The following is a 25,998-nucleotide window of genomic DNA, read 5'->3' on the forward strand; positions in this document are numbered from 1 at the left end:
AAGTCCGGGCGGGTGTCGTGGCTGTTGCTGACGGTGCCACGGAACGGCCCGACGGTTGCCGGCCATCGGTGAGGCCCTGGCCGAGGCGCGCACAGGAAAGGCGGTCGCGAGGGCGCGCGCAGGAAAGGTGGTCCAGATCGCCCCGCGCCGCTGCTCCGAGCACCCGACCGTACGCAACCGGGTCACGCTCGTGGCCGACCTCGAACGGCAGTGTCGGGACATGACGACACCTGGGCACCGCCGACAGAACGCCCGGGGCCTTCAACGTAGCCCTCAACGGGTCCTGTTCACCGGAGTGGCTCACACCCTGGGCGGGCCCGTGGAGGACCGCCGCGCCGACATCGTCGTCATCGCCGCCGGCCACACCGGCGAGGTGGGCTTCTTCCTCACGGCCGGCTCCGGTCCGGCCTCCCGCTCCACCCGCTCCACCCGCACCGGCGAATGCGGCGACTGCTCGGTCGACGTACTCGTGAAGAACACCGAGTGCGTGTGCGGACCCCATCGCGAACTGCTGGACCCGCGTACGCCGACGCCCTTGCCGCGCACTGCACGTCCATGGCCCGTGACGCCTCCTTCGGCAACCGACGGCCCACCCGCCGTTTCCAGGCGACGACCGACCACCAGTCCTTCCGGCTGAGCAGCACGGCCGAACCCGCCGGAAGCGGCCTTCCGATGCTCCTGCTGGACGATGTGGCTCCGCCCGCCGATCCCGGCGACGGTGTGCCGGACCCCGCCGAGCTGCTCGCCCGGCTCGAGGCCGTGGTCTGTCCGGCAACGGTGGAACGCGAGGTCGACGATCTCGTGTCCCTCCTGGAATCGTCCCGCCGCCGCAGCGCCGCCGGCCTGCCGACACCCGAGGTCAGCCACCATCTGGTCTTCTCCGGGCCTCCCGGCACGGACAGGGCCACGTGGCCCGCCTCTACGCGGGGCACCCGCACCATCCGGGGGGTACTGCCCCGGGACGGGGCTGGTCGAGGTGACACGCGCGGATCGGCTCGGCCGGTACGTCGGCCGTACCGCGCAGCTCACCGCGGAAGTCTTCGGAAGTGCCCTGGGTGGCGTGCTGTTCATCGACGAGACCTGCACTCTCACTCCTGAGGGGGGAACCCTGCTTCGGCTGTGAAGCCGTGGAGACACTGCTCAAGTTCATGGAGGGCCGTGACGACGTCGTCGTCATCGCGGCCGGCCGCACTCGCGAGATGCGACGCTTCCTGGACTCCGGCCCGGGACTTGTCCCACTCTTCGCGTGCGGTGGAATTCGGGAACCGCACCACCGACGAACTGGTCGGCATCATGGCCCGGCATGCCTCGGACTCCGGTTACGGATGCTCCGGACGACACGCTCGGGGCTCTTCACAGCTGTGGGGACGCGCTTCCGCGTGGCGCCTCGTTCGGCGACGCGCGTACCTCGCGGCAGATCCTCGATGTCGTGACCACACACCGTTCCCGCACATACCGGGCGCTGCGTCAGGCATTCAGCTGGAGGCGCTGACCGGGGAAGATGAGGTGCGGTCCGCGGTCCAAGACCTCGCGGTTCAGCTCGTACAGCGCGGGCCAGCCACCGGACACGTCCGCACGGGCGGCGATCTCCGACAGGCAGTCGCCCGATTCGACGACGTACGTCTCCGCGTCTGCGAGGTCCTCGGAGTGGCGCGTCACGCCGCTGTCACTGCCGACGGAACTGTCGTTCGTGCTGCCTGCCGAGCTGCCGGAAGACGAGCCGTTACCGGACGACGAACTGCTGGACGATCCGCTGTTCGAACTGCCGGTCGCCTGACGCTCGGGGGCTGCCTGCGTGCTGTCGCCACGGTCGGCGCTGCCGGACGAGGAACCCGAGGAGGACGAACCCGAGGAGGACGAGGAGCCCGACGACGTACCGTTCGCGCCGAGGCGTCCGCAGGTGGGCCAGGCTCCCATTCCCTGGGAGCGGGCGACGCGTTCGCCGACGGCGATCTGCTCGGACCGGGTGGCGAGGTCGGCGCGCGGTGCGTACTGCCCGCCGCCGTATGCCCGCCAGGTGGAAGGCGCGAACTGGAGCCCGCCGTGGTAGCCGTTGCCGGTGTTGATGTTCCAGCGGCCGTTGCTCTCGCACTCGGCGATGCGGTCCCAGTCCGTACCCGCCGTGACGGTCGGCGCGATGACGGCCCCGGCCGGAGCGGCCTGGACCGTTGCCGCCTGAGCGGCGGCCTGTACGGGGGTTTGCGCGGGGGCCTGCGCGGCGCTGCGGCCGGAGAGGCCCAGCACGCCGAGGAGGACCAGCAGAAGTGCGAGCACCGATTCGACGGGCCGCTTGGCGAGGGGTGATGCCGGCATGACGGTAGTCCTTCGCTGTGCTCGAGAAGGTGTGCAAGGGCACGAACAGATAAGCCGCCGATATTCTTTTTATTGGGCTTTGACGCGTTCAACGTCCGCACATTCACTCGGGTGGAGGCTCTCTCATGGCACTGTTCGGTAACGCGCACTCGGTCGATCCGGCTGCTGCGCAGCGCGACTACGCACGGCTTCTCGGGCACGGCGAGCAGGTGCACGCCGCTTACCTGCTGATCCGCGACACGATCCTCTTCACCGACCGCAGGCTCGTGTTCATCGACAAGCAGGGGATGACCGGCAAGAAGGTCGAGTACCACTCCGTCCCGTACCGGAGCATCACGCACTTCGCGGTGGAGACCGCGGGCACCTTCGATCTGGACGCCGAGCTCAAGATCTGGGTCTCGGGCTCCGCCACGCCGATCCAGAAGACGTTCACCAAGGGTGTCGACATCTACGAGGTGCAGGCCGTCCTCACCCAGTACGTCGCGAGGTAGCGGGCTTCCGCCCGGGCGCTACCGCTTCAGGGCCCGCAGCCTGGCCATCTCCGCGCGTATCGCGGGCAGTTGCGCATAGAGCGCCTCGCCGGGGCAGTACGTCTGGAAGGTGTCGCGGTGACCGGCCACGGCGTGGAGGTAGACCACCTCGCCGCGCCTGTAGAGGCTGTCGTCGTTCGTGGAGACCATCCGCACGATGCCCGTCGGGTCGACGGCCGGGTCCAGTTTCCACGCGCCCACCTTCGCGATCCCCTCGATGAGCGCCTTCGGCACCGGCACGCCGGGGTCGAAGGTGCCGAGGGCCGCGATGCCCACACTGTGCGCGTTGAACCCGGTGGCGTGGGCCCCGCGCACGGAGCGCCCGACCCCGCCCGCCCTGCCCTCGTATATGGTCCCGCAGCGGTCGACGACGAAGTTGTACCCGATGTCGTCCCAGCCCTCGCCGCGGACGTGCATCTCCTCCATCGCCCGGAGCATCCTGGGTGCGTCGGCGCAGTCGTACCCGTTGGTGTGGCCGGTGTGATGGACGAAGACGGCCTTCACCGCCCCCGTGTACACCGCGTCCTCCTTCACCATGGTCTCGTCCGCGTGCCACTCGGCACGGCTGACGATCGCGGGCCGGGGGGCCGCGGGCGGCGTCGCCGGCTTCGCGGCGGCCTGCTCGGGCTCGACGAGCCGGACCGGCGCGTCCCGGAACACCAGGAACGCCAGCGGCACGACCATGGCGCACACGGCTGTTCGGCGAAGCCACATAGGGCCACCATGCGCGCTGACCAGCCACTTCGCAGGTGCCCGCACCCGATCGGGTGACATGGCGAAAACTGACCCCGTGGCAGCACCCGGCGATCAGGAGGCGGCTACCGCCTGCTGCTGGTCCACGATGCGCGCTGCCCGGTGCGGGGAGGTGTCGAGCCGGGCCAGCACGCCCGGGACCGCGTTGTTGGGAAGAATCAGCTCGAAGAGGGCGGAGATCTCGGCGACCAGCTCCGGCGGCTCGGCCATCGACTCGGTCACCAGCTGGACGCCCGTCCACGCCCCGACGAAGAGCCGGGAGGTGGCTCCGGGATCGACGTGCGGAAGGAGCTCGCCCCGCTCCTTGGCCTCGGTGAGTATCTCCGTGCCGAGGCTGATCCAGTCCGGCCAGCGGGTGCCGAACAGACCACGTGCCCGGGGGTCGACGGACAACCGGATCGAGGCGCTGAGAAGGGGTTCCCTGGGCAGCCTGTAGGCGAGCAGGAGGGCTATGTCCACCCACTCCTGCAGCTTGAAGGTCTGCGGGGTGACCCCGTCGGAGGTCACCGCCTCCTGGAGGACTCCTCGGGCCAGCTCCTCCTTCGACGTGAAGTGGAAGTAGAGAGCACCCCTCGTGAGACCGGCCCGGTCGAGGATCGCGGCGATCGTGGCGGCGTCGTAGCCGTGCTCGTCGAAGACCTCGGCAGCGGCTTCCAGGAAGATCCTGCGGGTGCGGATCGCCCGTTGCTGTCGTGCCAACTCGCGCTCCCCTTGAATGTGGCCTGACGCTTCTTCAAAAAGTACCGGTGAACCGGTATCATATCAGCGCCGTAATGACCATTTTGCGCCATGTCCGGGAGGGCTGTGCCCGACATACCTGTTGTTCCGAGCCCACCGCACGCCGCAATCGAGGGCCGGGACGGCGTACCCGAGGAGTACGTCCACCTCAGACGCTCCGACATGGTCTTCCTCACCGGCTGGCAGCGCCGGGAAGATGGCGAGTTCTCGCTGGAGGCGAGGTGGCCGGCGCCCGCCGCCGGGCTGCCCTACGACACCCGGGTACTCACCCAGACCATCCGGCAGAGCGGCCTGGTCATCGCACACGCAGCGTACGGTGTCCCCCTCTCCGATCAAACCCTGCTCCACTACTTCGACTTCACCGTCGCTCCGGGCTTCGGGGTCTCCCCCGAGAGACCCAGCGCCCTCAGCATCAAGGTGTCCGTCACCGAGCCCAAGAAGCGTGGCAGGTCCGTGAGTTCGCTCGGGATGGACGTCCGCGTACTCCAGGGTGACAGCATGGTGGCCCGCGCGGACTCGGAATTCGGCTGGATCTCTCCGCGCGCCTACCGCCGGCTCCGCGGTGATCACGCCACCGTCGCCTGGAACGCCTGGCCGCTGCCCGATCCCGTCGACCCCCGCACCGTGGGCCGTTCCGCCCCGGCCGAAGTGGTCCTGGCGGCCGGCGAACGGCCCCGGCACTGGCAGCTGCGCAACGACGTGGAGAACACCGTGCTGTACGACCACCCGGTCGACCACGTCCCGGGGCTCGTCCTGATGGAGGCCGCCCATCAGGCCGCGCACGCCGCCCTGTACCCCGCGCCCTTCGAGGCGACGACCGTGACCAGCGCGTTCGAGCGGTACGCCGAATTCGACCGCCCCTGCTGGGTCGAGGCGGAGATCCTGCCCGCCGCCCCCGGGGTGACCTCGGTCCTCGTCACTGCGACGCAGGACGGGGAGACGGTCTTCCGGGGACGGCTGAGCGGCACTTCCGGCTGACGGCTCACTGATTGACGAAGCCGCCGTCCACCGGCAGAACCGCCCCCGTGAGGAAGGGACAGCGGTCGCTGAGCAGCCAGGCCACCGCATTCGCGATCTCCTCGGGCTCGGCCGTACGCCCTTGTGGGGTACGGCTGTTGACCATCTCTTCCAGGCCCGGGTTGCGCCCGTACCAGTCGGCCGTGATCTCGCTGCGCGTGCTGCCCGGGGCCACCGCGTTGACCCTGATGCCCTGTTGGGCGTATTCGTCCGCGGCGGCCCTGGTGAGACCGACGACGGCGTGCTTGGCCGCTATGTAGGGTGCGGCCGACGGTATGGCCACCAGTCCGCCCACGCTGCTGTTGTTCACGATGGAGCAGTCGCCGCCGTTCGCCAGCATGGCCGTGATCTCCGGCCTGAGGCAGTTCCAGACGCCCCTCACATTGGCGTCCATCACCGCGTCGTAGACGTCATCACCCATGAGGTGGAGGGGAGTTCGGTCACCGCCGAGCCCCGCGTTGTTGAAGGCGGAGTCCAGGCGCCCGTAGGTGTCCACCGCGAGGTCGACGGCCCTGGCGGCGTCCTCCGCCACGGTGACATCACAGACGACATAGGAGGCTTGGGCTCCCTTGTCCTTCAACTCGGCCACCAGCGAGGCCAGTCGGTCCTCACGGCGTGCGGCCAGGACGACGGTCGCGCCCTCCTGGGAGAACACCCGCGCCGCCGCCGCACCGATTCCGCTGCTCGCCCCGGTGATCAGGACGACTCTGTCATGGAGAAGATCGCTCATGGCCGCAGTCTTGCAGGCCGGACCCGCCCGGGCCATGGCCGTTCGCGTACCGCGCGGTCCTGCCCGGATCCCTCACGGCTGCGGCGTGTGGGGGAGGCCGCGCGATACGGCGAGGGGCGCCCGTTCCGTACCCCTGGGCCCTGACCCAGGGTGACCACAAAAACAAACCATTCATGCCGTTTTCGCCCCGCCCCGGGTGAAAAGACCGACGTAGGGTCGCTGAGGCTCCCGCACCCCGGAGGCCCCGCGATATCGTGCGGCATGCTCGCCATCCAGTTCGACCGCTTCGGTGGTCCCGAAGTCCTCCGCCCCGTGGAACTGGCCGAACCCGTGCCCGGCCCGGGAGAGGTGCTCCTCACCGTCGAGGCCGCCGGGGTGAACTTCGCGGACACCCACCAGGTGGACGGCTCCTACCTCGCCGCCGATGCCCTGCCGTACGTCCCGGGCAGCGAGGTCGTGGGGCGCACCCCGGACGGCAGGCGGGTGCTGGCCCGCGTCTCGCACGGGTACGCGGAGCAGGTGACCGCCAAGGAGTCCGGCCTCCTGGAGATCCCCGAGGAGCTCGGTGCCGCCCAGGCACTCGCCCTGATGATGCAGGGGCTGACCGCCTGGCACCTGCTGCGGTCGTCGGCCCGTCTGCGCCCCGGCGAGACCGTCGTCGTGCACTCCGCGGCGGGTGGCGTCGGCAGCCTCGCCGTCCAGCTGGCCAGGGAGTTCGGAGCGGGCCGGGTGCTCGCCCAGGTCTCCACCCCGGCCAAGGAACGCCTCGTCCTCGACCTCGGCGCAGACGCGGTGATCACCTACCCACTCGCGGAGAAGGCGGACGTCGTCCTGGACGCCGTCGGCGGGGAGCTCTTCGACCGGGCCCTCGACTCGCTGGCCTCCTTCGGCCGGCTGGTGACCTACGGCAACGCCGCCCGCACCGGCTTCACCCCGGTCGATCCGGCCCGGCTGGGCCGGCTCAACGCCTCCGTCGTCGGATTCTGGCTGCGCCCCGCGCTCGCCGCTCCGGGCGCGGTCGGCGGGCCGCTGAAGGAACTCTTCGCCCTGGTCGCCGAGGGCCGTCTCAGGCCGGTGACCGGCGGGAGCTACGCGCTCGCCGAGGCACACCGCGCCCACGAGGACCTGCTCGCCCGCCGGACCACCGGAAAGGTGATCCTGACGCCCTGAGCGGATCCGGCGACATTAGGGTGGCCCGATGCCCTCCCTGACCTCACGCCCGCCGGGACCGGCCGCCGCGGAGGCCGGTGCGCCCGCCGACGCACCGTCCCGGCCAGGCCGTGACCCGTTCTTCGACAACGCGAAGTACCTGGCCATCGTCCTCGTCGCGATGGGGCACGCCTGGGAGCCCCTGCCCGGCAGCGGACGCGTGGTGGAGACGCTCTACACGTTCGTCTACACCTTCCACATGCCGGTCTTCATCATCCTCGCCGGATACTTCTCACGGGGCCTGGAGCTGCGCTCCGGCCGGATGTGGAAGCTCGTCACGAGCCTGGTCGTGCCCTACGCCGTCTTCGAGATCGCCTACACCCTCTTCGAGCGCCTGACCGGCTCCCCTCAGTTCCCTCTGAGCCCTCTCACGCCGTACTGGCTGCTGTGGTTCCTGCCCGCCCTCTTCCTGTGGCGCCTGACCACCCCCTTCTGGGAGACGGTCCGGTGGCCCGTGGCGGTGGCCCTGGTCATCGCGGCCATGGGCGCGGTGACCAGCAACATCGGCGGGGACCTGCATCTCCAGCGGATCCTGCAGTTCCTGCCGTACTACGTCCTGGGCCTCCAGCTGCGGCCCGCGCACTTCGACCTCGTACGCCGTCGTGCCGTGCGCATCGCGGCCGTCCCCGTCTGCCTGGTGGCCCTGGCCGCCGCCTACTGGGCGGTGCCGCGCACGACGACCTCGTGGTTCTTCCGCCGGTACGGCGCCGAGCAGCTCGGCTCGCCCGCCTGGGCGGGGGCCCCGGTGACGCTGCTCCTGTTCGGCTGCGCGCTGGTGCTCAGCGCCTGCTTCCTCGCCTGGGTGCCGAACCGCAGGCTGTGGATGACCGCACTCGGAGCGGGCACGCTCTACGGCTATCTGCTGCACGGCTTCGTCATCAAGGGCGCGGTCAAGCTGGGCTTCTTCGAGGAGGACGTCTTCTCCACACCCGCGGGGCGGATCCTGGTCTCCGTCGCCGCCGCCGCCATGGTCACGGCCCTCTGCAGCCCGCCCGTCCGGCGGGTGTTCCGGTACGTCGTCGAGCCCCGGCTCCAGTGGGCCGTGAAGCCGAAGCCCGCACCCTGACACCCCTGGACGCACCGCACCCCCAAGGCCTGGGAAGGCCTTGGGGGTGCGGGACGGAGCTGCTGCTCAGGCGTCGCCGGGCGTGCCCAGCATGGCGGACGCGTTCTCCAACGGCGTGAGCGGCACCGCGGGGGCGGGCACCTCCGCCGGGCGGCAGGTGAATCCGAGACGCGTCAGCGCCCTGGTCACCTCGCCGGCCGTGAAGTCCCGGCGGTCCTGCCGGGTGATGATCTCGCCGACCTGCTTGACGGGGTAGACGCGGCGGCTGATGACCACCGCGTCACCGGTGACGGGTTCGGGCTTGACGCCCTTCATCGATTCCTCGACCTCGTTCTTGAAGAGGTCGAAGGGGAAACGGGCGATGACGCAGCGCATGGTGCCTCAACAGGGTGGTCGTGGAGAAAGCCGGACAGGGGCGGCCGGGCTCCCGGCCGGGTGACTAGGCGGCCTTGTTGGCACGGCGCTGCGCCGCCGCGGCACGCGCCTGCGGCGTCGCCGTGTTGGCGTTGGAGCGGCGGCCCTGGCCGGGACGCGCGCCCCGCCGGCCGCGGGGGCCGGAAGAGCTGCCCTTGCGCTCCGTCACCGGTGAGCTGATGATGACGGGCACACCCGACGGCGCCTGGGCTCCGGTGATGCGGTTGAGCTCGGCCTCGCCGGAGCGGACCTGGGCGATCTGGGGCGTGATCCCGGCGTCAGCCATCAGCCGGGTCATCTCGCGGCGCTGGTTGGGCAGCACGAGCGTGACGACACTGCCGGACTCCCCGGCGCGCGCGGTACGGCCGCCGCGGTGCAGGTAGTCCTTGTGGTCGCTGGGCGGGTCGACGTTGACGACCAGGTCGAGGTTGTCGACGTGGATGCCGCGGGCGGCGACGTTCGTGGCGACCAGCACCGTGACGTGACCCGTCTTGAACCGGTCCAGGGTGCGGGTGCGCTGCGGCTGCGACTTGCCGCCGTGCAGCGCGGCCGCACGCACACCGCTGTGCAGCAGGTGGTCGGTGAGCTTGTCCACCGCGTGCTTGGTGTCCAGGAACATGATCACCCGGCCGTCGCGTGCTGCGATCTCGGTGGTCGTCGCGTACTTGTCCGCGCCCTGGACGTAGAGCACGTGGTGCTCCATCGTCGTCACCGCACCGGCCGCGGGGTCGACCGAGTGGACGACCGGGTCGTGCAGGTAGCGGCGGACCAGCAGGTCGACGTTGCGGTCCAGGGTGGCCGAGAAGAGCATCCGCTGCCCCTCGGGGCTGACCTGGTCCAGCAACTCGGTGACCTGGGGCATGAAGCCCATGTCGGCCATCTGGTCGGCCTCGTCGAGGACGGTGATGGCGACCCGGTCCAGCTTGCAGTCGCCGCGCTCGATGAGGTCCTTGAGCCGGCCCGGGGTGGCGACCACGACTTCGGCCCCGCCGCGCAGCGCGCTGGCCTGGCGGCCGATCGACATGCCGCCGACGACCGTGGCCAGCCGGAGCCTGAGGGACCGGGCGTACGGGGTGAGCGCGTCGGTGACCTGCTGGGCGAGCTCACGGGTGGGTACGAGCACCAGGGCCAGCGGACGGCGGGCGTCGGCACGGTTACCCGCGGTGCGGGCGAGCAGGGCGAGACCGAAGGCGAGCGTCTTGCCCGATCCGGTGCGGCCCCGGCCCAGGACGTCCCGTCCGGCGAGCGAGTTCGGCAGGGTGGCCGCCTGGATGGGGAACGGCACGGACACACCCTCGGCCGCCAGCGCCGCCAGCAGGGGCTCCGGCATGTCCAGGTCCGCGAAGGCCTCGGCGGCCGGCAGGGCGGGGGTGATGGTCACCGGCAGGGCGAATTCACCCGTGACTGCGGAGGAGCGGCGGCCGTAGCCGCCGGAGCGCTTCGGCCCGCCGGAGCGGCCCTGCGAACCCGGGGCGCCCTGCCGGCCGGATCCCGCCGAGCGGAATCCGTTGGCGGTGCGGCTGCCGTTGGATCCGCCGGAGCGCGTCCGGGAAAATCGGTCGTTCGTACGAGCTGTGCGATCGCGGTTCAATGGAGAACCTTTCCCTCGAATGGCACGTATCGAGGGATTCTTTCCGGGCGGCTGCAGCCATGTACGGCGCCAAGAATCGCAAGAACGAGCCGGTGAAATTACGAAAAACGAAGCCCGTCCGCCGGGTGAACCGACCGGATTCGGCACTCCATATGACTGCGGATAACAACCGCGCCATGACGCGTTCACACCGAGAATTACCCATCGGTGCGACATCGGCGACCATGGCCGGGGAAAACACAACGAGCTGGGACCCGCACCCCAAGGTGCGGGCCCCAGCTGCGCCGTACGCCTGAGTGATCAGGCGGGGGTGATGTTCTCCGCCTGCGGGCCCTTCTGGCCCTGCGTGACGTCGAAGTTCACCTTCTGGCCTTCCTGCAGCTCGCGGAAGCCCTGGGCGGCGATGTTCGAGTAGTGGGCGAAGACGTCAGCGCCGCCACCCTCCTGCTCGATGAAGCCGAAACCCTTTTCCGCGTTGAACCACTTCACGGTGCCAGTAGCCATGTCATATCTCCTTCGGGGCGTTGCCCGTGGGCCCGCACTGTGCGAGCCCTACGTCGCCGCAAATGATTGCCCCGTCCGGAAGAGACCGGAAATACAAAAGCGCCCTCACCGGAGTGGAAACCGATGAGTGCACTTGAAGTTTTGGGAACCACAACTGCAACTGAGATCAACAGTAGCACGATTCGGGCACAAGTGAGCTGTACGCCATATCACTATGCCGTCGCTCCACCGTGCGTGGCATAAACTCTCACTGCTCATTGCGCGTATTTCTGTGCCCGCCGAAACAGATATACGCCCGTGCGCCGGTCAGGAATCGACACCGCTCCGGCCGGCGGCGGGCCGCCGCAGCTGCTCGTTGAGGCGCAGGGCCTCCTCGAGCTGATCCTCCAGGATGACGATGCGGCAGGCAGCCTCGACCGGGGTACCGCCGTCGACCAGTTCGCGGGCCCTTGCCGCGATGCGCAGCTGATAGCGCGAATACCGGCGGTGGCCTCCCTCGGAGCGCAACGGGGTGATCAGGCGGGCTTCACCGATCGCCCTGAGGAAGCCTGGCGTCGCACCGATCATCTCGGCGGCCCGCCCCATCGTGTACGCGGGGTAGTCGTCGTCGTCGAGACGGTCCGTGGCATGCGACGGGGACTCCGGGGGCATCTGCACCTCTTCTGCTGCGCACCGGACCACCGATATGGCCTGGCTGCACAAGAAACCCTAGGCGTACGGGAAAGTCATGTCTATCGCCGCCGGAACAGGTTTCCTCCGTCCCGGGCGAAGCCACCGCCCGGACCTCCCGTACGGGACGCCGGGCGGGAGCCCTGCGTAGCCGCACGGACACCCCAACGGGGCTGACCGACCGGTCAGTTGTCGGCAGACCTGCGAACGGTCATACTGCACGGGTAGCCCTTCGCGCATCCCCCGTCGTGAAGGGCTACATTCATGCGCGGCAACCGCCATCCCGGCCCACGCGACCCGGAGCACACACATGAGCGGCACCGACAGGACCACGACGGTGGCCCGCACGGTCACGGACGTCCTGCAGCCCCGGAATGTGCTGCTCGTGGGCATGCTCGCCATCGGGGTGGCCGCCGCCGGTGACTGGACCGGGCTCCCCTGGGGACTCCTCGGCGCACTCTGCGCCGGCCTCGTGCCCGCCGGCTACATCGAGTGGGAACGCGCGCGAGGCACCTGGGGCGACCGCCACGTCGTCGACCGGACCCAGCGGGCACCCATCTTCCTGGTCATCCTGGGCTCGCTCGGCACCGGCGCGCTGATCATGGTCCTGGGCCGTGCGCCCCTCGGAATCCTGATCGCGATGATCTCCCTGTGGGTCATGACGACCGTGCTCCTCGCGGTCAACACGCTCTGGAAGATCTCGGTCGACTCGGCGGTCGCTTCGGCCGTGGTCGCGCTCCTCAGTGTCGCGCACTCACCGTGGTGGCTGTGCGCGGGAGCGGCGGCCCTCGCCGTGTGCTGGTCACGGGTCGCGCTGCGCTACCACACGGTGGCCCAGACGGCCGCCGGCGCGGCGGTCGGGGCGGCGACGGCGGCCGGTTTCCTCTTCGCCTGAACCGCGCGGCACCGCCCTGCCCCCGCGCACGGTCAGCCCGGACAGTCCGCCGGCCCCTTTCGCCCGCACAGCCCGGACCGCCCCGATTGCGGACCCGCCCGGGAGCCGGTTACGTGGATCGAGGGGCCGTGCGGCGAAGTCACCGGGAGGCACGACAGATGCCCAGGAAACCCGCGAACTCCAAGGTCGGCCTGCTCCTGAGCCTGGGAAGCAGCGTCATCGCCGTCGTGCGCACCGTCAAGCAGATGCGCAGGGCCAGAGGCACCCAGGACAAGCTGACCACCGCGAACACCTTGGCCGGGCTCCTGCCTCTGGTCACGTCCGCCCTGCTCGTCCTGCGCCGGCTGCGCGGTCGTTCCCGTCAGCACTCCCGCTGAGGCGCGGAGCGTCCCGCCCACGACCCGACGTCAGACCGCCACGGCCCGCGCACCCGCCGGTATCCGTCCGCGCAGCCGCTCCTGGACCCGGGCGCTCAGGAGCTCGTACTCCTCGCGGAGCCGCACGATCTCCGCCGGGCGCTCGATGACCACGCCGCCGGACACGATCTCGTGCGGGGCGAACTGTTCGCGCGTCAGGTCGATGTCCAGGTCCTGGCCCAGGCGGTTCCACCAGTGGTAGTCGACGCGCTCTCCGGCGACCAGCACCTCGCCCCGGATCAGCTCGCCGCCCAGCAGGTCGTTGACCACGAGAGCGGTGACGCCGCACTGGTCCCGGGCCGGGTTGCCCGGATTCCAGTGCGGCCTGTGCACCGGTGTGGTTGTGTCCGCGTCCCAGCTGCTGCGGATCGCGCTTTCGATGTCGGTGAGAAGCAGAGGTCACATGGCGGGGATCCTCGCAGCCAGCACTGACAACGCCCCCGTGCGGAAGCGCCGTTCAGTAGCCCCGGCTCCGCGAGACGAGCACCGCGATGTCGTCCTCGGCCGTTTCCGCGAACCGGTCCACGACGTCCTCCAACAGGTCCGCCAACCGGCCGCTCGCCGGAAGGGTGAGCCGCGTGAGCCGCCCGATCGACACGTCGATGTCCTCGCCCCGGCGTTCCACCAGCCCGTCGGTGTACATGAACAGCACCGTCCCGGGCCCGCACGGCACCACCGTCGTCCTGTAACCGCCGAAGCCCGTGCCGAGTGGCGGCCCCACGGGCACGCGCGCCACCCGCGCCCCGGTGGCCCCCGGGTCGATGAACACCGGCGGTGGATGTCCCGCGCTGGCCACCTCGCAGACCCCCTCCCGCCGGTCGACGACCGCGATCAGGCACGTCGCCGCCCGGTCGAGGCCGGACTGTTCGACCGCCTTGTCGAGACGGGCCAGGACGCGGTGCGGCGGGAGGTCGTCCTCGGCCATGAGGCGCAGCATGGAGCGGTAGTTGCTCATGGCGACGGCCGCATCCACGCCGTGGCCCATCACGTCGCCCATCACCTTCATGTGGCGGCCGCCCTTCAGCGGAATGGCGTCGAACCAGTCCCCTCCGACCACCGCACCCTCACCCGCGGGAAGGTACAGGGAGGCGACCTCGATGCCGGGGTTCGGCACCCGCGGCTCGGAGAGCAGGGAACGCTGGAGCTCCCGTGCGACGTGATGCTCGTGGGTGTAGCGGTAGGCGTGGTCGACGTCGACGGCCGCACGGCCGGCCAGCGTCCGGGCCACGACGACGTCCAGCCCTTCGGTGAACGGCGGCGAGTCCCCGGCCCGCAGCAGACTGAGCGCCCCCAGCGGGCGCCCGCGCGCGGTGAGCGGCACGACGACCGCCGAGTGCAGACCGATGGCCCGGTAGGCGGCGGCCCGTTCGGGAGTGGGCGCGGCGCGGTCCGGCCGCCCGTCGCCCGCGAGATCCTCGATCACGGGCTCGTCGGCGGCCAGGCAGCGGGGCACAGCCGCGTCCTCCTGGTAGTCGATGTCCGTACCGGGGCCGCCGAACCGGTCGATCGCATCGGCCAGTTCAGGGGTCGCCGCCACTCCGGCGCGCCGCAGCCGCAGCACTCCGGGCGGCGGCTCACGCCTGCTGTGCCCGTTGCCCTGGGGGATCATCTCGACGACGGCCGCGTCGGCCATCACGGGCACCACGAACTCCGCGAGTTCCTGGCAGGTGGTCTCCACGTCGAGCGTCGTGCCGATGCTGGCCGCGGCGTTGTCCAGGAGCGTCAGATAGCTCCTGGCCCTCTTCAGTTCGTCCCGTTCGTTCTGGGTGGCCGTCACCTCCTGGGCGATGCCGATCAGCCCGCGCACCCGCCCGCCCTCCTCGAAACGGTGGAGGGCCACGCGCCAGTACCGCCGCTCGATGACGGAGTCCGCCCAGGTCTGCCCGCTGGTGGTGATCTCACGGGGCCGCCCGTCGGCCAGCACCTGGCGCATGACGTCCGTTCGCACGTCCATGTCCGGCAGCACATCGGCGACGCACCTGCCCAGGTGAGCGGAGGCCGGGACACCGTTGAGCCGTTCGAGTGCCGGGTTCACGTACAGGTAGCGCAGCTCCGTGTCGAAGACGGCCACCCCGGCCGGACTGCTGCCGATCAGCGCGGCCGGCGCCGCCGCGTCGGAGCTCGTCGGGTCGGCGTGCTCTTCGGCCTGCAACGGAGCCTCCAGAGGGTTACGTGCCCGCCGTGTTCGGAGCGGTCGGCTCCCACGGACCGGCCGGCCCCCGGCCTCTCATCGTCTGCCGCCCCGCTCTGCCCCGCATCTCCGCCGCCCGGGGTCGCCTGCGTCGAGTCCGTCCAGCGACAGGGTGCCCTCGGCGGCCGCGGCCCCCCGCGGCAGTCCGAACGCCGTCTCGACCCGCTTCGGCACCGGTGCCAGCCCCAGCAGCCCGGTCACCAGCAGGCCGGCCAGGTGGTGCCAGGCCGGGGCCCGGCGGATCATCGCGTGGTCGCTGCCCGGGATCGTCACGAGGCAGGTACGGGCGCCCGCGCGGCGTGCCCTGGCCGTGAGCGACTGGGACGCCAGGGGGCTCGTCACCCGGTCCCGGGTGCTGTGCAGCAGGACGACGTCCCGCCCCGCCAGCTGGGTGACCGGGTCGCCGGGCGGACACCACGGGGCGAGGCCCACCACCGAGCGGACCAGTGGGTGTCCCGCGGCGTGGAGCGCGGCTCGGGCGCCCATGGAGTGGCCGAGGAGGACCACGGGGATGTCCCCCGCCTCGCGCCGCAGGGCGTCCAGCACCCGTAAGGCATCGTGCAGGGGGTCCTCGCGGGAGCCGTTCCAGCCCCGGTGCGTGTAGCGGACCCGATGGACACGCACACCGGAGTCACCGCGTACCGCGCGGGCCACCACGCGCGAGACCGGCAGCATGCGCAGACCGGGCAGGTTCAGAGCGCCGGGTGCCGGCGCCGCCAGACCCGTCTCGTAGCCGCCGTGGAGGATGAGCACCGCTGCCGACGGCGTTCTTCCGGGCACACGTACCTCCAGATCGGTGTGCGGGGCCCACGCCCGCGCACTCACCCCATATTCGGTGCCGGACGGCCTACGGATGGGTCGAACGTGTCGATGCGTCGGACGTGCCGTTCACTGTACGAGGAACGAACCCTTCACGTACCCGACCCAAGGAGCGCCGACATGGCGTCAGGACCTCAGAACGGCCTGCCCGCACCGGACTTCACCCTTCCCGGCGGCACGCTCACCGACGACACCTTCGAGCGGCGCGACTTCACGCTGTCCGCCGCGCGCGGCAGGGCCGTCGTCCTCGCCTTCTACCCGGGTGACAACACGGCCGTCTGCACCAAGCAGCTCTGCTCCTACTCCTCGGGCCTGGAGACCTTCGAGGGCCTGGACGCCGAGGTCTGGGGGATCAGTCCACAGGATGTGGACAGTCACGAGTCCTTCGCCCGCGGGCACGATCTGCGCATGCCCCTGCTGGCGGACACGGGGCGGGAGACCGCCCGGGCCTACGGCGTCACGGCGCCCGGCATCGGTGTACGCCGGTCCGTCTTCCTGATCGGGCCGGACGGCGTGCTGCGGTGGAAGCACGTCGCCCTGCTCGGTGCCACCTTCCAGTCGCTCGACACCCTCGCGCAGCAGCTCTCCGGCATCAGAACTCCGTGAAAACTGCCGGACTCCGGCAGTACCCCCACAACGTCCGGCATGGGACCATTCAGCCAGTTCGACGGAGGCTTGTCGGGGGACAGCGAACACCGGGGGAGTGATCACGTGACCGTACTTCTTGGTCTCGGCATTGCGGGAATCGCGCTTCTCGCCCTCTCCCTGCTCTTCGACGGCATCCTGGAAGGGCTCCTGGGCGACGCACTGGGCGGGCTGCTGAACGGATTCTTCGACGGCCTGCTCTCGCTGCCCGTCATCGCCGGATTCCTGTCCATGCTCGGCTTCGGGGGCGCGATCGTGCTCGGCACCACCGGCGCCGGGATCCCCGTGGCCCTCGCCGCCGGTGCCGTGGCGGGCGTCGTCGCGGCCTGGCTGACCTGGAAGTTCAGCCAGGCCCTGATGCGGGACCAGACCACGGCCACGCCACGCGGCGACGACCTCGTCGGCACCTCGGGGTCCGTCGTCACGCCGATCCCGGCCGACGGTTACGGCGAGGTCCTGCTGCGGCTCGCGGGACAGACCGTGAAGTTCTCCGCGAAGAGTGCGGTCCCGGTCGAACGCGGCGCGGAGATCTGGGTGGAGGCCACCCTCTCGACCACCTCGGTCACGGTCCGCCCCGTCGAGCGCTGACCACCACCGACCCACACGCCCGTCCGAAGTCCGCACAGCCGAACACACTGCCGTCCCGTCGGGAGGGCAGGGGGGAACCGCTCATGAGTCCAGTACTGATCGCCATCGTCGGAATCGTCGTACTAGTCGTACTCCTGGCCCTCGCCGTGATCACCCGGTACAAGGTCGCGGGCCCCAGCCAGGCCTTCATCATCACCGGCCGCCGCGGCAAGAAGTCCACCGACCCGGTGACCGGCCGCACCAGCATCGACAACAGCGGCCAGAAGGTCGTCGTCGGCGGCGGCGTCTTCGTGGTGCCGTTCGTCCAGCAGAAGTTCACCCTGGACCTCTCCAGTCGGCACATCCCCGTCGCGGTACGCGGCGCGGTCACCCTGCGCGGCGTCAAGTCCAACCTCGAAGGCGTCGCGATCGTCAAGGTCGGCGGCAGCGAGGACGCCATCCGCGCCGCGGCCCAGCGCTTCCTCCAGCAGCAGAACGGCATCGTCGGCTTCACCCAGGAGGTGCTCTCCGGAGCGCTCCGCGCCATCGTCGGCCGCATGTCCGTCGAGGACATCATCCGCGACCGGGCCGCGTTCGCCGGCCAGGTCGCCGAGGAGGCCGAGGCCAGCCTCTCCGGCCAGGGCCTCATCCTGGACGCCTTCCAGATCCAGGACATCACCACCGAGGGCTCCTACCTCGAGGACCTCGGCCGGCCGGAGGCGGCCCGCGCCAAGCAGGAGGCCGACATCGCCGAGGCCATCGCCCGGCGCGCCTCCGAGCAGGCCCGGCTGAAGGCCGCCGAGGAGATCGCCATCGCCGAGCGGACGTTCTACCTCAAGCAGGCCGAGATCAAGGCGGAGACCGAAGCCGCAGCGGCCAAGGCCAACGCCGCCGGCCCCCTCGCGGAGGCGGCCCGCCAGCAGGAGGTCCTCGCCGAGCAGGAGAAGGTCGCCCAGCGTCAGGCGGCCCTGACCGACCGCGAGCTCGACACCAAGGTCCGCAAGCCCGCCGACGCCGCCCGCTACCGGGCGGAGCAGGAGGCCGAGGCCCGCCGCATCGCCCAGGTCAAGGAGGCCGAGGCCGACGCGGAGCGCTCCCGTCTGACCGGTCAGGGCGAGAAGCTCCACCGCTCGGCCCTCGCCGACGCCGTACGCATCGAGGGCGAGTCCGAGGCCGCCGCCATCGCCGCGAAGGGCGCCGCCGAGGCGGAGGCCATGCAGAAGAAGGCCGACGCCTTCGCGCTGTACGGCGACGCCGCCGTCCTCCAGATGCTGGTCGAGGTGCTCCCGCAGGTCGTCGCCAAGGCGTCCGAGCCGCTGAGCGCCATCGACAAGCTGACGGTCATCTCGACGGACGGCGCCAGCCAGCTGTCCCGCACGGTGACGGACAACGTGGCCCAGGGGCTCGAGCTCCTCAACTCGACCACGGGCGTCGACCTGGGCGCACTGCTGAAGAACCTGCAGGGCAAGGCGGGCGGCACCGCTCCGGCGGTCCCCTCCCCCGCGTCCGGCGGCGAGAAGATCGAGATCAAGGACTGACCACGCGTCCCGTGTGCCCGGCCGGTGGCGGTTCACCGGCCGGGCACACCCATGTCCGCTCGCGCACTCCCGGGACGCGGGAGAGGGCGGCCGCGCCCGGGTCTCCGTTCAGCAGACCACCGTGACGCCCCGGCTCCGTCTTGTCGGGTACGGCGACCGTGCCGGCGCCCAGAACCCTCCTGAGGTTCGGCAGCAGTGGCAGATCGTCCGGCGAGCGGACGTCGAAGAGGTCGTCCTCACCGTCCCGGACGGGGGAGCACCCGCAGAACACCTGGTTCCCGCCGTCGAGGCCCAGCTCGTCCACCGTGGCCGGCAACTCGCCGCCGATCTCCAGCGCTTCGAAGTACGCACGGGACTCGTCGAGCACGGAGTGCTCCCAGCCGTTGTCGTACACATGGGAGTGGAGGTCGCCGACTGGCGCGGCGCGTGACCGCTCATCGATGCCGAAGACGGGGGTCGGCGTGCCTGCGCCGTAGATCAGCGCCTCGGCGACCATCAGCTCGAAGTCGAAGTCCTTGAACTCAGCCACGCCCGGATGGTTGTCGCGTCGCACCGACGGCGGGCCCGGCCCCGGACGCACGCACCGCTCAAGCCTGGGAGCCGGACCCGGAAGGCGAGTTGCGCAGCTCCTCGTTGATGCGCCGGGCTTCCTCGAGCTGGTCCTCGAGGATGACGATGCGGCAGGCTGCTCCGACGGCCGTGCCCTGATCGACCAGTTCGCGGGCACGGGCGGCGATCTTCAACTGATACCGGGAATACCGGCGGTGTCCGCCCTCCGAGCGCAGTGGAGTGATCAGGCGCTCCTCTCCGAGGGCGCGCAGGAACGCGGGCGTGGTGCCGAGCATCTCGGCGGCCCGGCCCATGGTGAAGGCGGGGAAGTCGTCGTCGTCCAGACGTCGGAACGAATCATCTGCGGGCATCGAGCCTCTCTCGGAACGCACTGGAGGGGCCTTGGTGCCATATGGCACCAAGGCCCCGAAGGAAACTGCTACACCATCTGCCGGCTTCCGTACCACGCCGGCCCTCTGTGTCCGCACGGCCGCCCGACACGCGGTCGGGGGTGCGGGGATCGCGAATGCTTGACCGGAGACCACCTGCCTGTCGATGTCCTGCGGTACCCGGACTCGGACGTCGTCCGACCGGGCGATCCTGATGGTGCTCAACCCCTCCGTTCTTCTCTCTTGACCGATGTGCCGGTACTGCTGTGGTGGCCCCTGATCACCGCGGGCCACCCGGTCCGGCCGTCAGTCCCGTCGCCATCCTTGACCGCCATGGCTCCGGAACTCCACCGCCGCACCGTGCTGCTTGATGCACGTACTGCCGCCTGGCAGTTCATCCCTGCCGGGCCTTCTCGATCCCTTGGTTACGAGGAAGACATTAATCCGGGAGCACACAGATGTCTACTCTCGCCACGACAGATTTCCTATGGAGGTGAGTGCCGTACTTCTGCATCCCGGGTTGGCCCAAATCTTCACCAAAGCACACCTGCGGGTAGTAAAGACCGCGCGAGCGGGCATCCGGTCTGTCCAGGAAGAAGTGGAACAATCGATCACAGGTGGGGTGCGCGCATGAACGAGACGACGATCCCCGACACCTCGACACCCCCCGCACGGACCGTGGTGCGGGGCGACAGCACGGACAGCATCCACTGGGCCCGCAGGGCGGCCCGCAATTTCACCGACCGCCTCTCCCCGGCACCGGACCCGGCGCTGGCCGACACGCTCGTACTCGTGGTCTCCGAACTCGCCACCAACGCGCTGCGCCACGGCGGCGGCCGGTTCACCCTCAGGCTCTCCGCCGGCCCCGGCACCGTGACCGCCGCGGTCACCGACCCCAGCCCCGCGCCCCCGCGCGCCCGGACCCCCGACCTCGACGGCGCGGCCGGCGGCTTCGGGTGGCACATGGTCCGCCGTCTCACCCAGGCCCTGACCGTCACGCCCGGCCCGGGGTCCGGCAAGACCGTCCGCGCCCAGCTCGCCCGGTGACCCGGGGGAACAGCCGACAGACCGCCGTCCACGCACCCGGCCGCATCCCGAGCGGCCGGGTGCGGCCGTGTGCCCGCGTCCCGGCTGCCGGTCCCGGAGGGCCGCCGACAGCACCCAACCGGGTGGTTCCTCCCGCCGGATAAGGTAATGGGCGGATAAAGAGCTGATCAAGAACGTCGCCCCGCCGCCGCGTGCCCCTCCGGAGGAAGCCATGGGAACCCACCGCACATCGCTGCCAGGAGTCGGCGTCCAGTACGACTACACGACCGAGTCCGGGCAGCACATCTCCGTCGTCGTGCATCACGACGGGCGGAGGTTCCTGGGGTTCTACGAGAAGGACGACCCAGATTCATGCGTGCTCTCCGTGCCGCTGACCACCACCGAGGCCACCGGGCTCGCGCATCTCATCGACGCGGCGCCGATCGACGCCGTGCGCACCGAGGGCATCGACCTGGTCACCGAGCACATTCCGCTCGGGGCTCGCTCCCCGTACGGCGGGCGGCTGCTGGGGGACACCCGGGCGCGGACCCGGACAGGGGCTTCGATCGTGGCCGTGCTGCGTACGCACAGTGCGCATCCCTCGCCCGGACCGGACTTCCGGCTGGCCATCGGGGACACGCTCGTCGTTGTAGGAACGCGTGAGGGCGTCGACACGCTCTCCGAGATCATTGCGGAGGGCTGACCGTGCATGACACGACTGCACTGCTGGTGGAGCTGGGCTCCGTCATCCTGGGGCTCGGCATCATCGGGCGGTTCGCCGGACGGATAGGCCTCTCGCCGATCCCGCTCTACCTGCTGGCCGGGCTCGCGTTCGGCGAGGGCGGCCTGCTGCCGCTCGGTGCCAGCGAGGAGTTCACCGCCATCGGGGCGGAGATCGGCGTCATCCTCCTGCTGCTCCTGCTCGGGCTGGAGTACAGCGCGTCGGAGCTCGTCACGAGCCTCAAGACGCAGTACCCCTCCGGGGTCGTCGACTTCGTGCTCAACGCGACGCCCGGCGCGGCAGCCGGACTGATGCTCGGCTGGGGACCCGTGGGTGCCGTCGCCCTGGCCGGGGTCACCTGGATCTCGTCGTCGGGTGTGATCGCCAAGGTGATGACCGACATGGGGCGGCTCGGTAACCGCGAGACGCCCGTCATCCTCGGTGTCCTCGTCATCGAGGACCTCGCCATGGCCATCTATCTGCCGCTGCTCACCGCGATGCTGGCGGGAGTCGGTCTGGCGGGCGGCAGCATCGCGCTGCTGATCGCACTCGGGACCGTCGGGTTCGTGCTGTACCTGGCGCTGCGCCACGGCCGCCTCATCAGCCGCGCGGTGTCCTCCGACAACCCGGAGATGCTGCTGCTCGTCGTCCTCGGGCTCACCGTCCTCGTGGCGGGGGTGGCCCAGCAGCTTCAGGTGTCCGCGGCCGTCGGCGCGTTCCTCGTGGGCATCGCGCTCTCCGGCGAGGTCGCCGAGGGCGCGCGCAAGCTGCTGACACCGCTGCGGGACCTGTTCGCCGCCGTGTTCTTCGTGTTCTTCGGTCTCTCCACCGATCCGGCGGAGATCCCTCCCGTGCTGCTTCCGGCGGCACTGCTGGCGATCGTCACGGTCTTCACGAAGATCGGAACGGGCTGGTACGCCTCCCGGCGGGCCGGGATCGGTCCGCGCGGCCGTTGGCGGGCCGGCGGCACGCTGGTCGCACGCGGGGAGTTCTCGATCGTCATCGCCGGTCTGGCCGTGGCGACGGAACCGCGGATCGGGCCGATCGCGACGGCGTACGTGCTGATCCTGGTGATCGCCGGACCGCTCACCGCCCGGTGGACGGAGCCGGTCGCATCGAAGCTCGAGGCGGCGCTCGCCGGCCGGCGGAAGAAGCCGGACGTCGCGGCCGGTCAGCCGATGCCGTCGCACGACGACCTCACGCCGGAGCACGCCGGGCGCGACTCCGACTGACCGGGCCGCCCGCAGGTCAGAGCGGGGTGGCCGCGTGGAGGATGCCTACGAGCGTCACCGTCGCGTTGAGCGACGACAGCGCCGAGGCCGCCGTCCCCACGGTCGCGGTCACCGCCGCCATGACCAGATGCGCCGAGGCCGGGGGCCAGAGCCCGGCCGGGGGCTCGGGGTCGAGCAGCGCCGCCACCCGGCGCGGCACGGGGCCCGTCGTCGCGAAGGCGGGGAGCACGGCGGGCCCCGGCGGACGGTGCGAGAACAGGGCCGCCTTCCCGACCGCCGTGGCGACCGCACGGCGGCTGCCGACCGCGTACGCCGCTTCCTCGTCCGCCCAGCGTTCGGTGCTGTACGCCACCGCCGTGCGCAGGGGCAGGAGGAACGGGTTGGCGCGCGCCGCCAGTTGTGTCACCAGCAGGTGCCGGTGGTGCCGGCCGGACAGGTGCGCGCGCTCGTGAGCGACGAGCGCACGGCGTTCGCGGGCGTCCAGACATTCCATCATCGCGGTGGAGACGACGACCCTGCCGTCGCGCCGGCGCCGTCCCGGCAGGGCGTACGCGTACGGATCGGGGGACCGGATCAACGCGAGGTCACCCGCGGTGCCGCCGCCGGTGTGCGGCGGCAGGGCGCGGGCGGCGCGCATCCGGGTCCTGGTGTGCCGCAGCAGGGTGCTGCCGCAGGCCACCAGCACCGCTCCCAGGACGACGATCGCGATCAGGCCCGCCTTCTCCTCGTACGGCACCGCAGCGCGTACCTCGGGGTCGGACCAGCCGTCGGGCAGCGGATTGCCGGGGAGCTGGGCCGTGCCCACCACCATCAGCAGGGCCAGGCAGAGCGTGCTGCACAGGGCCAGCGTCGAACCGACGACGGCCAGCAGGCGGGTGGCGCTCCTGGGGTGCAGATGCTGCTCGGCGAGGCGCGCCATGGGCAGTGCGGTCAGTGGCAGGACGAGTGGCAGGTAGACGAAGACGCCCATCGTGGTGGCTCTCAGCCTTCCGGAGCGGCGGAGTCGTCGGGGCCGGCGGACCCGGTATCCGGGCCGTCCGGGCCTTCGTCCGGGCCGTCCGGGCCCTCGGCCGCGCGGGCGAGCAGCGCGCGGAGGCTGGCCTCGTCACCCGGGGACAGCGCGGAGACGAACCGGGCCAGGACTGCCCCCCTGTCCCGTTCGCCGTCCAGGACGCGCCGCATCCGCAGGGCGGCGAGGCCTGCCTCGTCGGATGCCGGGGTCCAGACGTAGGAACGGCCCTGGCGGGTGCGGGTCACGGCCTTCTTCGCGTAGAGGCGGGAAAGGATCGTGATGACCGTGGTGTAGGCGAGGTCGCCGTCGAGGTGCTCCTGCACCCACCCGGCCGTCGCGGGGCCGCCCGCCGAGCGCAGCACGGTCAGGACCTGGGACTCCAGCTGTCCCTGACCGCGCCGGGGCAGCCGCGGGCCGTCCTGGGCGCCGCCGTCATCCGTACCTGTGGGCCTGTTCATCCGCCGCATCCTACTGAGTGCGCGCGTACCGGCCGGTCGGCCGCAGTGCGGCGGACGGTCACCCACCGTTCTTCTACACCGCTGTAGAGTTTGACTGGTTCCCGCACCACAGGCAACGCAACGTATGGAGACGTCATGGCCCTTTGGGATCGGATCAAGGAATCCGCGTCGTCGATGCAGACGCAGCTGGAGGCGAAGAAGAACGACCTGAAGAGCGGGGCGTTCCGGGACGCGAGCATGGCCATGTGCGCCCTGGTCTCCGCTGCGGACGGTTCCATCGACCCGTCCGAGCGGCAGCGCGTCGCCTCACTCATCGCCACCAACGACGTGCTGCAGAACTTCCCGGCGGACGACCTCCAGCGCCGGTTCAACGCCTACGTGGACAAGCTGACGGCGGACTTCGCCTTCGGCAAGGTCAGCGTGCTCCAGGAGATCGCCAAGGCGAAGAAGAAGCCCGCCGAGGCGCGTGCCGTCATCCAGATCGGCATCGTGATCGGTGGCGCCGACGGCGACTTCGACAAGTCGGAGCAGGCCGTCGTGCGTGAGGCGTGCTTCGCGCTCGACCTGCCGCCGCACGAGTTCGACCTGTAGGCCGCGTCCGCGAAGTCCCGCCCGGATCTCCGGACGTACGGCGGGACTCGGCGGACACGCCTTACGGCACCCGCACGGACACCCGCACGGGCACCCGTCCTCGGAGGCGCACGGACCGGCCCCTCGGACTGTCCTCCGAGGACCGCCGTCCGGTTCCGAAGACCACCGTCCGGCCCCGAGGACCGCCCGGCGTTGTCAGAGCTCCTTCGCCGGCCAGTCCAGCAGCCGGGCGCCGATCACAGCCGTCTGCAGTGTGTAGCGGTGCACCGGGTCGGAGGGGTCCGACCCGGTCAGCTGGTGTATCCGCTCCAGCCGGTACGTCAGCGCGCGCACGCTCAGCGACAGCCGACGGGCCGTCTCGGCGGCGACACAGCCCGCGTCGAAGTACACGGACAGCGTCCTCAGCAGCGGTTCCGCGCCGCCCCGCGCCTCCCTGAGCGGGCCGAGCTCGCTGCGCACCAGATCGGCCATCGCCTGCCGGTCCCGGGTCAGCACGGGGTAGACCAGCAGGTCGGCGGCGTACAGCACGGGGTCGTCGAGCCCCATCCGCTGCGCCAGGTCGAGCGCTTCGAGCGCCTCGTCGTACGAGTGGACCACCCCGCCGGGGCCTGGGTGCGGACGGCCGACCGCGACCTGGTGGCCGTCCGTCGCGGCGTGGGCCTGCTTGGCGAAGTACCGCAGGACGTCGGGCTGGCTGCCGGGGGCTATGCAGACGAGCCGCCCGTCCTTCGTCGTGATCAGGATCTTCCGGCCGCCGAAGCGCGCGAGCAGCGCCGACTCGACGCTGCGGGGCACGGCGTCGGACTCGGTGTACGCCTCGGGGCCCGCCGCCACAGCGACGGCGTGGGCGCGGGCGAGCCGCAGCCCGAACCTGGTGGCGCGCTCCGCGAGCCTGCCCAGGTCACTGCGGCCGTACAGCAGGTCGTCGATGAACTCCCGCCGCGCCGCTTCCTCCCGTCGCACGGTGAGCCGCTGTGCCCGCTCGAAACCCTCCCCGAAGGCGTCGATCGCCTGTTCCACGGCGCCCAGCACGGCGTCGGGGGAAGAACTGCCCGCCTTGGTGTGCGGCCAGGCCGTGCGGGTCTCCGAGAGATGGCGGCCCACCAGCGCCCGCAGCTGATGTCCCGCCTCCGCGGCCTCACGGCCGAGCGCGCGCCGCGCCTCCAGCTCGTCCCGGGTGAGCCGGCGGCCTGTCTCCGCGACCTCGGACAGGATGCGGGCGTAGCCCTCCAGGAATCTTTCGGGGATCTCGGGCTCCGCCACCGCTCACTCCTCCGCACATCATCAGCACTGTCATCTCCCCAACGCACGGGGGCGGGTGCCGGTGCCCGGCAGGCGGGGCCCGCGAAGCCTGCCGGATTCCGGCAATGCGCCCGGACGGGCCCGGTGGCACGATCTGTTCAGCAACACACGGG

Annotated in this window: 31 protein-coding genes; 15 read left to right on the forward strand and 16 right to left on the reverse strand. The window is 70.9% G+C overall.

Features of this window, described 5'->3' with window-relative positions; translation table 11 throughout:
• Positions 1-295 precede the first annotated feature (295 nt).
• Together HED23_RS35605 and HED23_RS34080 are read left to right on the forward strand one after the other, a co-directional pair.
• Positions 296-637, forward strand: coding sequence for a hypothetical protein (locus HED23_RS35605; RefSeq protein WP_238442221.1), 342 nt, complete (start codon positions 296-298; stop codon positions 635-637).
• A 339-nt stretch (positions 638-976) separates the two neighbouring features.
• Positions 977-1,123, forward strand: a complete 147-nt coding sequence (locus HED23_RS34080) for a hypothetical protein (RefSeq protein ID WP_203187152.1) — start codon at positions 977-979, stop codon at positions 1,121-1,123.
• Between the two features lie 344 nt (positions 1,124-1,467).
• On the opposite strand, the gene HED23_RS35800 is transcribed toward HED23_RS34080, so the two are convergent.
• Entirely contained in the window at positions 1,468-2,313 is an 846-nt protein-coding gene (locus HED23_RS35800; protein ID WP_203187153.1) for a transglycosylase family protein, read from the reverse strand.
• A 125-nt stretch (positions 2,314-2,438) separates the two neighbouring features.
• Here HED23_RS35800 and HED23_RS34090 point away from each other — a divergent pair, with 125 nt between their 5' ends.
• Positions 2,439-2,804, forward strand: a complete 366-nt coding sequence (locus HED23_RS34090; protein ID WP_203187154.1) for a PH domain-containing protein — start codon at positions 2,439-2,441, stop codon at positions 2,802-2,804.
• A gap of 18 nt (positions 2,805-2,822) precedes the next feature.
• Here HED23_RS34090 and HED23_RS34095 read toward each other — a convergent pair whose 3' ends face one another.
• Together HED23_RS34095 and HED23_RS34100 are read right to left on the reverse strand one after the other, a co-directional pair.
• Complete coding sequence (locus HED23_RS34095) at positions 2,823-3,557, reverse strand: peptidoglycan recognition protein (RefSeq protein ID WP_203187155.1); 735 nt, start codon at positions 3,555-3,557, stop codon at positions 2,823-2,825.
• Between the two features lie 93 nt (positions 3,558-3,650).
• Positions 3,651-4,295 (reverse strand): ScbR family autoregulator-binding transcription factor, encoded by a 645-nt coding sequence (locus HED23_RS34100; protein ID WP_203187156.1) that lies wholly within the window; start codon positions 4,293-4,295, stop codon positions 3,651-3,653.
• A 90-nt stretch (positions 4,296-4,385) separates the two neighbouring features.
• Here HED23_RS34100 and HED23_RS34105 point away from each other — a divergent pair, with 90 nt between their 5' ends.
• Positions 4,386-5,312: a ScbA/BarX family gamma-butyrolactone biosynthesis protein gene (locus HED23_RS34105; protein WP_203187157.1), complete on the forward strand. Its 927-nt coding sequence runs from the start codon at positions 4,386-4,388 to the stop codon at positions 5,310-5,312.
• Positions 5,313-5,316: 4 nt separating this feature from the next.
• On the opposite strand, the gene HED23_RS34110 is transcribed toward HED23_RS34105, so the two are convergent.
• The gene (locus HED23_RS34110) at positions 5,317-6,081 is read right to left on the reverse strand and encodes an SDR family oxidoreductase (RefSeq protein ID WP_203187158.1); all 765 of its coding nucleotides are present in this window, start codon (positions 6,079-6,081) and stop codon (positions 5,317-5,319) included.
• 261 nt (positions 6,082-6,342) lie between these two features.
• Between HED23_RS34110 and HED23_RS34115 the strand changes: the two genes are divergently transcribed.
• Together HED23_RS34115 and HED23_RS34120 are read left to right on the forward strand one after the other, a co-directional pair.
• The gene (locus tag HED23_RS34115; protein ID WP_203187159.1) at positions 6,343-7,251 is read left to right on the forward strand and encodes a quinone oxidoreductase family protein; all 909 of its coding nucleotides are present in this window, start codon (positions 6,343-6,345) and stop codon (positions 7,249-7,251) included.
• A gap of 28 nt (positions 7,252-7,279) precedes the next feature.
• On the forward strand, positions 7,280-8,356 hold the full coding sequence (locus tag HED23_RS34120; RefSeq protein ID WP_203187160.1) for an acyltransferase family protein: 1,077 nt from the start codon (positions 7,280-7,282) through the stop codon (positions 8,354-8,356).
• Positions 8,357-8,422: 66 nt separating this feature from the next.
• On the opposite strand, the gene HED23_RS34125 is transcribed toward HED23_RS34120, so the two are convergent.
• The 4 genes from HED23_RS34125 to HED23_RS34140 all read right to left on the reverse strand — a co-directional run bounded on the left by HED23_RS34125 (position 8,423) and on the right by HED23_RS34140 (position 11,516).
• Positions 8,423-8,731, reverse strand: a complete 309-nt coding sequence (locus HED23_RS34125; protein WP_203187161.1) for an SCO5918 family protein — start codon at positions 8,729-8,731, stop codon at positions 8,423-8,425.
• Positions 8,732-8,795: 64 nt separating this feature from the next.
• On the reverse strand, positions 8,796-10,361 hold the full coding sequence (locus tag HED23_RS34130) for a DEAD/DEAH box helicase (protein ID WP_203187162.1): 1,566 nt from the start codon (positions 10,359-10,361) through the stop codon (positions 8,796-8,798).
• Between the two features lie 300 nt (positions 10,362-10,661).
• On the reverse strand, positions 10,662-10,865 hold the full coding sequence (locus HED23_RS34135) for a cold-shock protein (RefSeq protein ID WP_031090619.1): 204 nt from the start codon (positions 10,863-10,865) through the stop codon (positions 10,662-10,664).
• 306 nt (positions 10,866-11,171) lie between these two features.
• Positions 11,172-11,516 (reverse strand): MerR family transcriptional regulator, encoded by a 345-nt coding sequence (locus HED23_RS34140; RefSeq protein ID WP_203187163.1) that lies wholly within the window; start codon positions 11,514-11,516, stop codon positions 11,172-11,174.
• A gap of 328 nt (positions 11,517-11,844) precedes the next feature.
• On the opposite strand from HED23_RS34140, the gene HED23_RS34145 reads away from it, so the two are divergent.
• Positions 11,845-12,429 carry a hypothetical protein gene (locus HED23_RS34145; protein ID WP_203187164.1) on the forward strand — a complete coding sequence of 195 codons (585 nt, stop codon included), beginning with the start codon at positions 11,845-11,847 and terminating at the stop codon, positions 12,427-12,429.
• A 158-nt stretch (positions 12,430-12,587) separates the two neighbouring features.
• Entirely contained in the window at positions 12,588-12,806 is a 219-nt protein-coding gene (locus tag HED23_RS34150) for a hypothetical protein (protein WP_203187165.1), read from the forward strand.
• A 30-nt stretch (positions 12,807-12,836) separates the two neighbouring features.
• Here the strand turns inward: HED23_RS34150 and HED23_RS34155 are convergent, their stop codons facing one another.
• The 3 genes from HED23_RS34155 to HED23_RS34165 form a co-directional block, all read right to left on the reverse strand.
• A complete protein-coding gene (locus HED23_RS34155) occupies positions 12,837-13,241 on the reverse strand; it encodes a YunG family protein (RefSeq protein WP_203187757.1) in 405 nt (134 codons plus the stop codon).
• A 61-nt stretch (positions 13,242-13,302) separates the two neighbouring features.
• Positions 13,303-14,997: a SpoIIE family protein phosphatase gene (locus tag HED23_RS34160; RefSeq protein WP_203187166.1), complete on the reverse strand. Its 1,695-nt coding sequence runs from the start codon at positions 14,995-14,997 to the stop codon at positions 13,303-13,305.
• Between the two features lie 75 nt (positions 14,998-15,072).
• Positions 15,073-15,816, reverse strand: a complete 744-nt coding sequence (locus tag HED23_RS34165) for an alpha/beta hydrolase (protein ID WP_203187167.1) — start codon at positions 15,814-15,816, stop codon at positions 15,073-15,075.
• Positions 15,817-15,975: 159 nt separating this feature from the next.
• Here HED23_RS34165 and HED23_RS34170 point away from each other — a divergent pair, with 159 nt between their 5' ends.
• From HED23_RS34170 to HED23_RS34180, 3 genes are all read left to right on the forward strand, one after another.
• A complete protein-coding gene (locus HED23_RS34170; RefSeq protein ID WP_203187168.1) occupies positions 15,976-16,461 on the forward strand; it encodes a peroxiredoxin in 486 nt (161 codons plus the stop codon).
• 105 nt (positions 16,462-16,566) lie between these two features.
• Positions 16,567-17,088: a hypothetical protein gene (locus HED23_RS34175; protein WP_203187169.1), complete on the forward strand. Its 522-nt coding sequence runs from the start codon at positions 16,567-16,569 to the stop codon at positions 17,086-17,088.
• 83 nt (positions 17,089-17,171) lie between these two features.
• Positions 17,172-18,605: a flotillin family protein gene (locus HED23_RS34180; protein WP_203187170.1), complete on the forward strand. Its 1,434-nt coding sequence runs from the start codon at positions 17,172-17,174 to the stop codon at positions 18,603-18,605.
• Here HED23_RS34180 and HED23_RS34185 read toward each other — a convergent pair.
• Both HED23_RS34185 and HED23_RS34190 read right to left on the reverse strand, forming a co-directional pair.
• Positions 18,595-19,134, reverse strand: coding sequence for a DUF6892 domain-containing protein (locus HED23_RS34185; protein ID WP_203187171.1), 540 nt, complete (start codon positions 19,132-19,134; stop codon positions 18,595-18,597). The genes HED23_RS34180 and HED23_RS34185 overlap by 11 nt on opposite strands.
• 58 nt (positions 19,135-19,192) lie before the next feature.
• The gene (locus HED23_RS34190) at positions 19,193-19,525 is read right to left on the reverse strand and encodes a MerR family transcriptional regulator (RefSeq protein WP_203187172.1); all 333 of its coding nucleotides are present in this window, start codon (positions 19,523-19,525) and stop codon (positions 19,193-19,195) included.
• A gap of 648 nt (positions 19,526-20,173) precedes the next feature.
• Between HED23_RS34190 and HED23_RS34195 the strand changes: the two genes are divergently transcribed.
• The 3 genes from HED23_RS34195 (at position 20,174) to HED23_RS34205 (ending at position 22,522) form a co-directional block, all read left to right on the forward strand.
• Positions 20,174-20,590: an ATP-binding protein gene (locus HED23_RS34195; RefSeq protein ID WP_203187173.1), complete on the forward strand. Its 417-nt coding sequence runs from the start codon at positions 20,174-20,176 to the stop codon at positions 20,588-20,590.
• Positions 20,591-20,801: 211 nt separating this feature from the next.
• Positions 20,802-21,272: a cation:proton antiporter regulatory subunit gene (locus tag HED23_RS34200; RefSeq protein WP_031090600.1), complete on the forward strand. Its 471-nt coding sequence runs from the start codon at positions 20,802-20,804 to the stop codon at positions 21,270-21,272.
• A gap of 2 nt (positions 21,273-21,274) precedes the next feature.
• Positions 21,275-22,522 (forward strand): cation:proton antiporter, encoded by a 1,248-nt coding sequence (locus HED23_RS34205; RefSeq protein ID WP_203187174.1) that lies wholly within the window; start codon positions 21,275-21,277, stop codon positions 22,520-22,522.
• Positions 22,523-22,538: 16 nt separating this feature from the next.
• On the opposite strand, the gene HED23_RS34210 is transcribed toward HED23_RS34205, so the two are convergent.
• Both HED23_RS34210 and HED23_RS34215 read right to left on the reverse strand, forming a co-directional pair.
• Positions 22,539-23,492 (reverse strand): M56 family metallopeptidase, encoded by a 954-nt coding sequence (locus HED23_RS34210; RefSeq protein ID WP_203187175.1) that lies wholly within the window; start codon positions 23,490-23,492, stop codon positions 22,539-22,541.
• An 11-nt stretch (positions 23,493-23,503) separates the two neighbouring features.
• Positions 23,504-23,992 carry a BlaI/MecI/CopY family transcriptional regulator gene (locus HED23_RS34215; RefSeq protein ID WP_203187176.1) on the reverse strand — a complete coding sequence of 163 codons (489 nt, stop codon included), beginning with the start codon at positions 23,990-23,992 and terminating at the stop codon, positions 23,504-23,506.
• A 135-nt stretch (positions 23,993-24,127) separates the two neighbouring features.
• Here HED23_RS34215 and HED23_RS34220 point away from each other — a divergent pair, with 135 nt between their 5' ends.
• Positions 24,128-24,583 (forward strand): tellurite resistance TerB family protein, encoded by a 456-nt coding sequence (locus HED23_RS34220; protein ID WP_203187177.1) that lies wholly within the window; start codon positions 24,128-24,130, stop codon positions 24,581-24,583.
• A gap of 195 nt (positions 24,584-24,778) precedes the next feature.
• On the opposite strand, the gene HED23_RS34225 is transcribed toward HED23_RS34220, so the two are convergent.
• Entirely contained in the window at positions 24,779-25,846 is a 1,068-nt protein-coding gene (locus HED23_RS34225; protein WP_203187178.1) for a PucR family transcriptional regulator, read from the reverse strand.
• Positions 25,847-25,998: the final 152 nt, after the last annotated feature.

The organism is Streptomyces pratensis, assembly GCF_016804005.1.
GTDB classification, from domain to species: Bacteria; Actinomycetota; Actinomycetes; order Streptomycetales; family Streptomycetaceae; genus Streptomyces; species Streptomyces pratensis_A.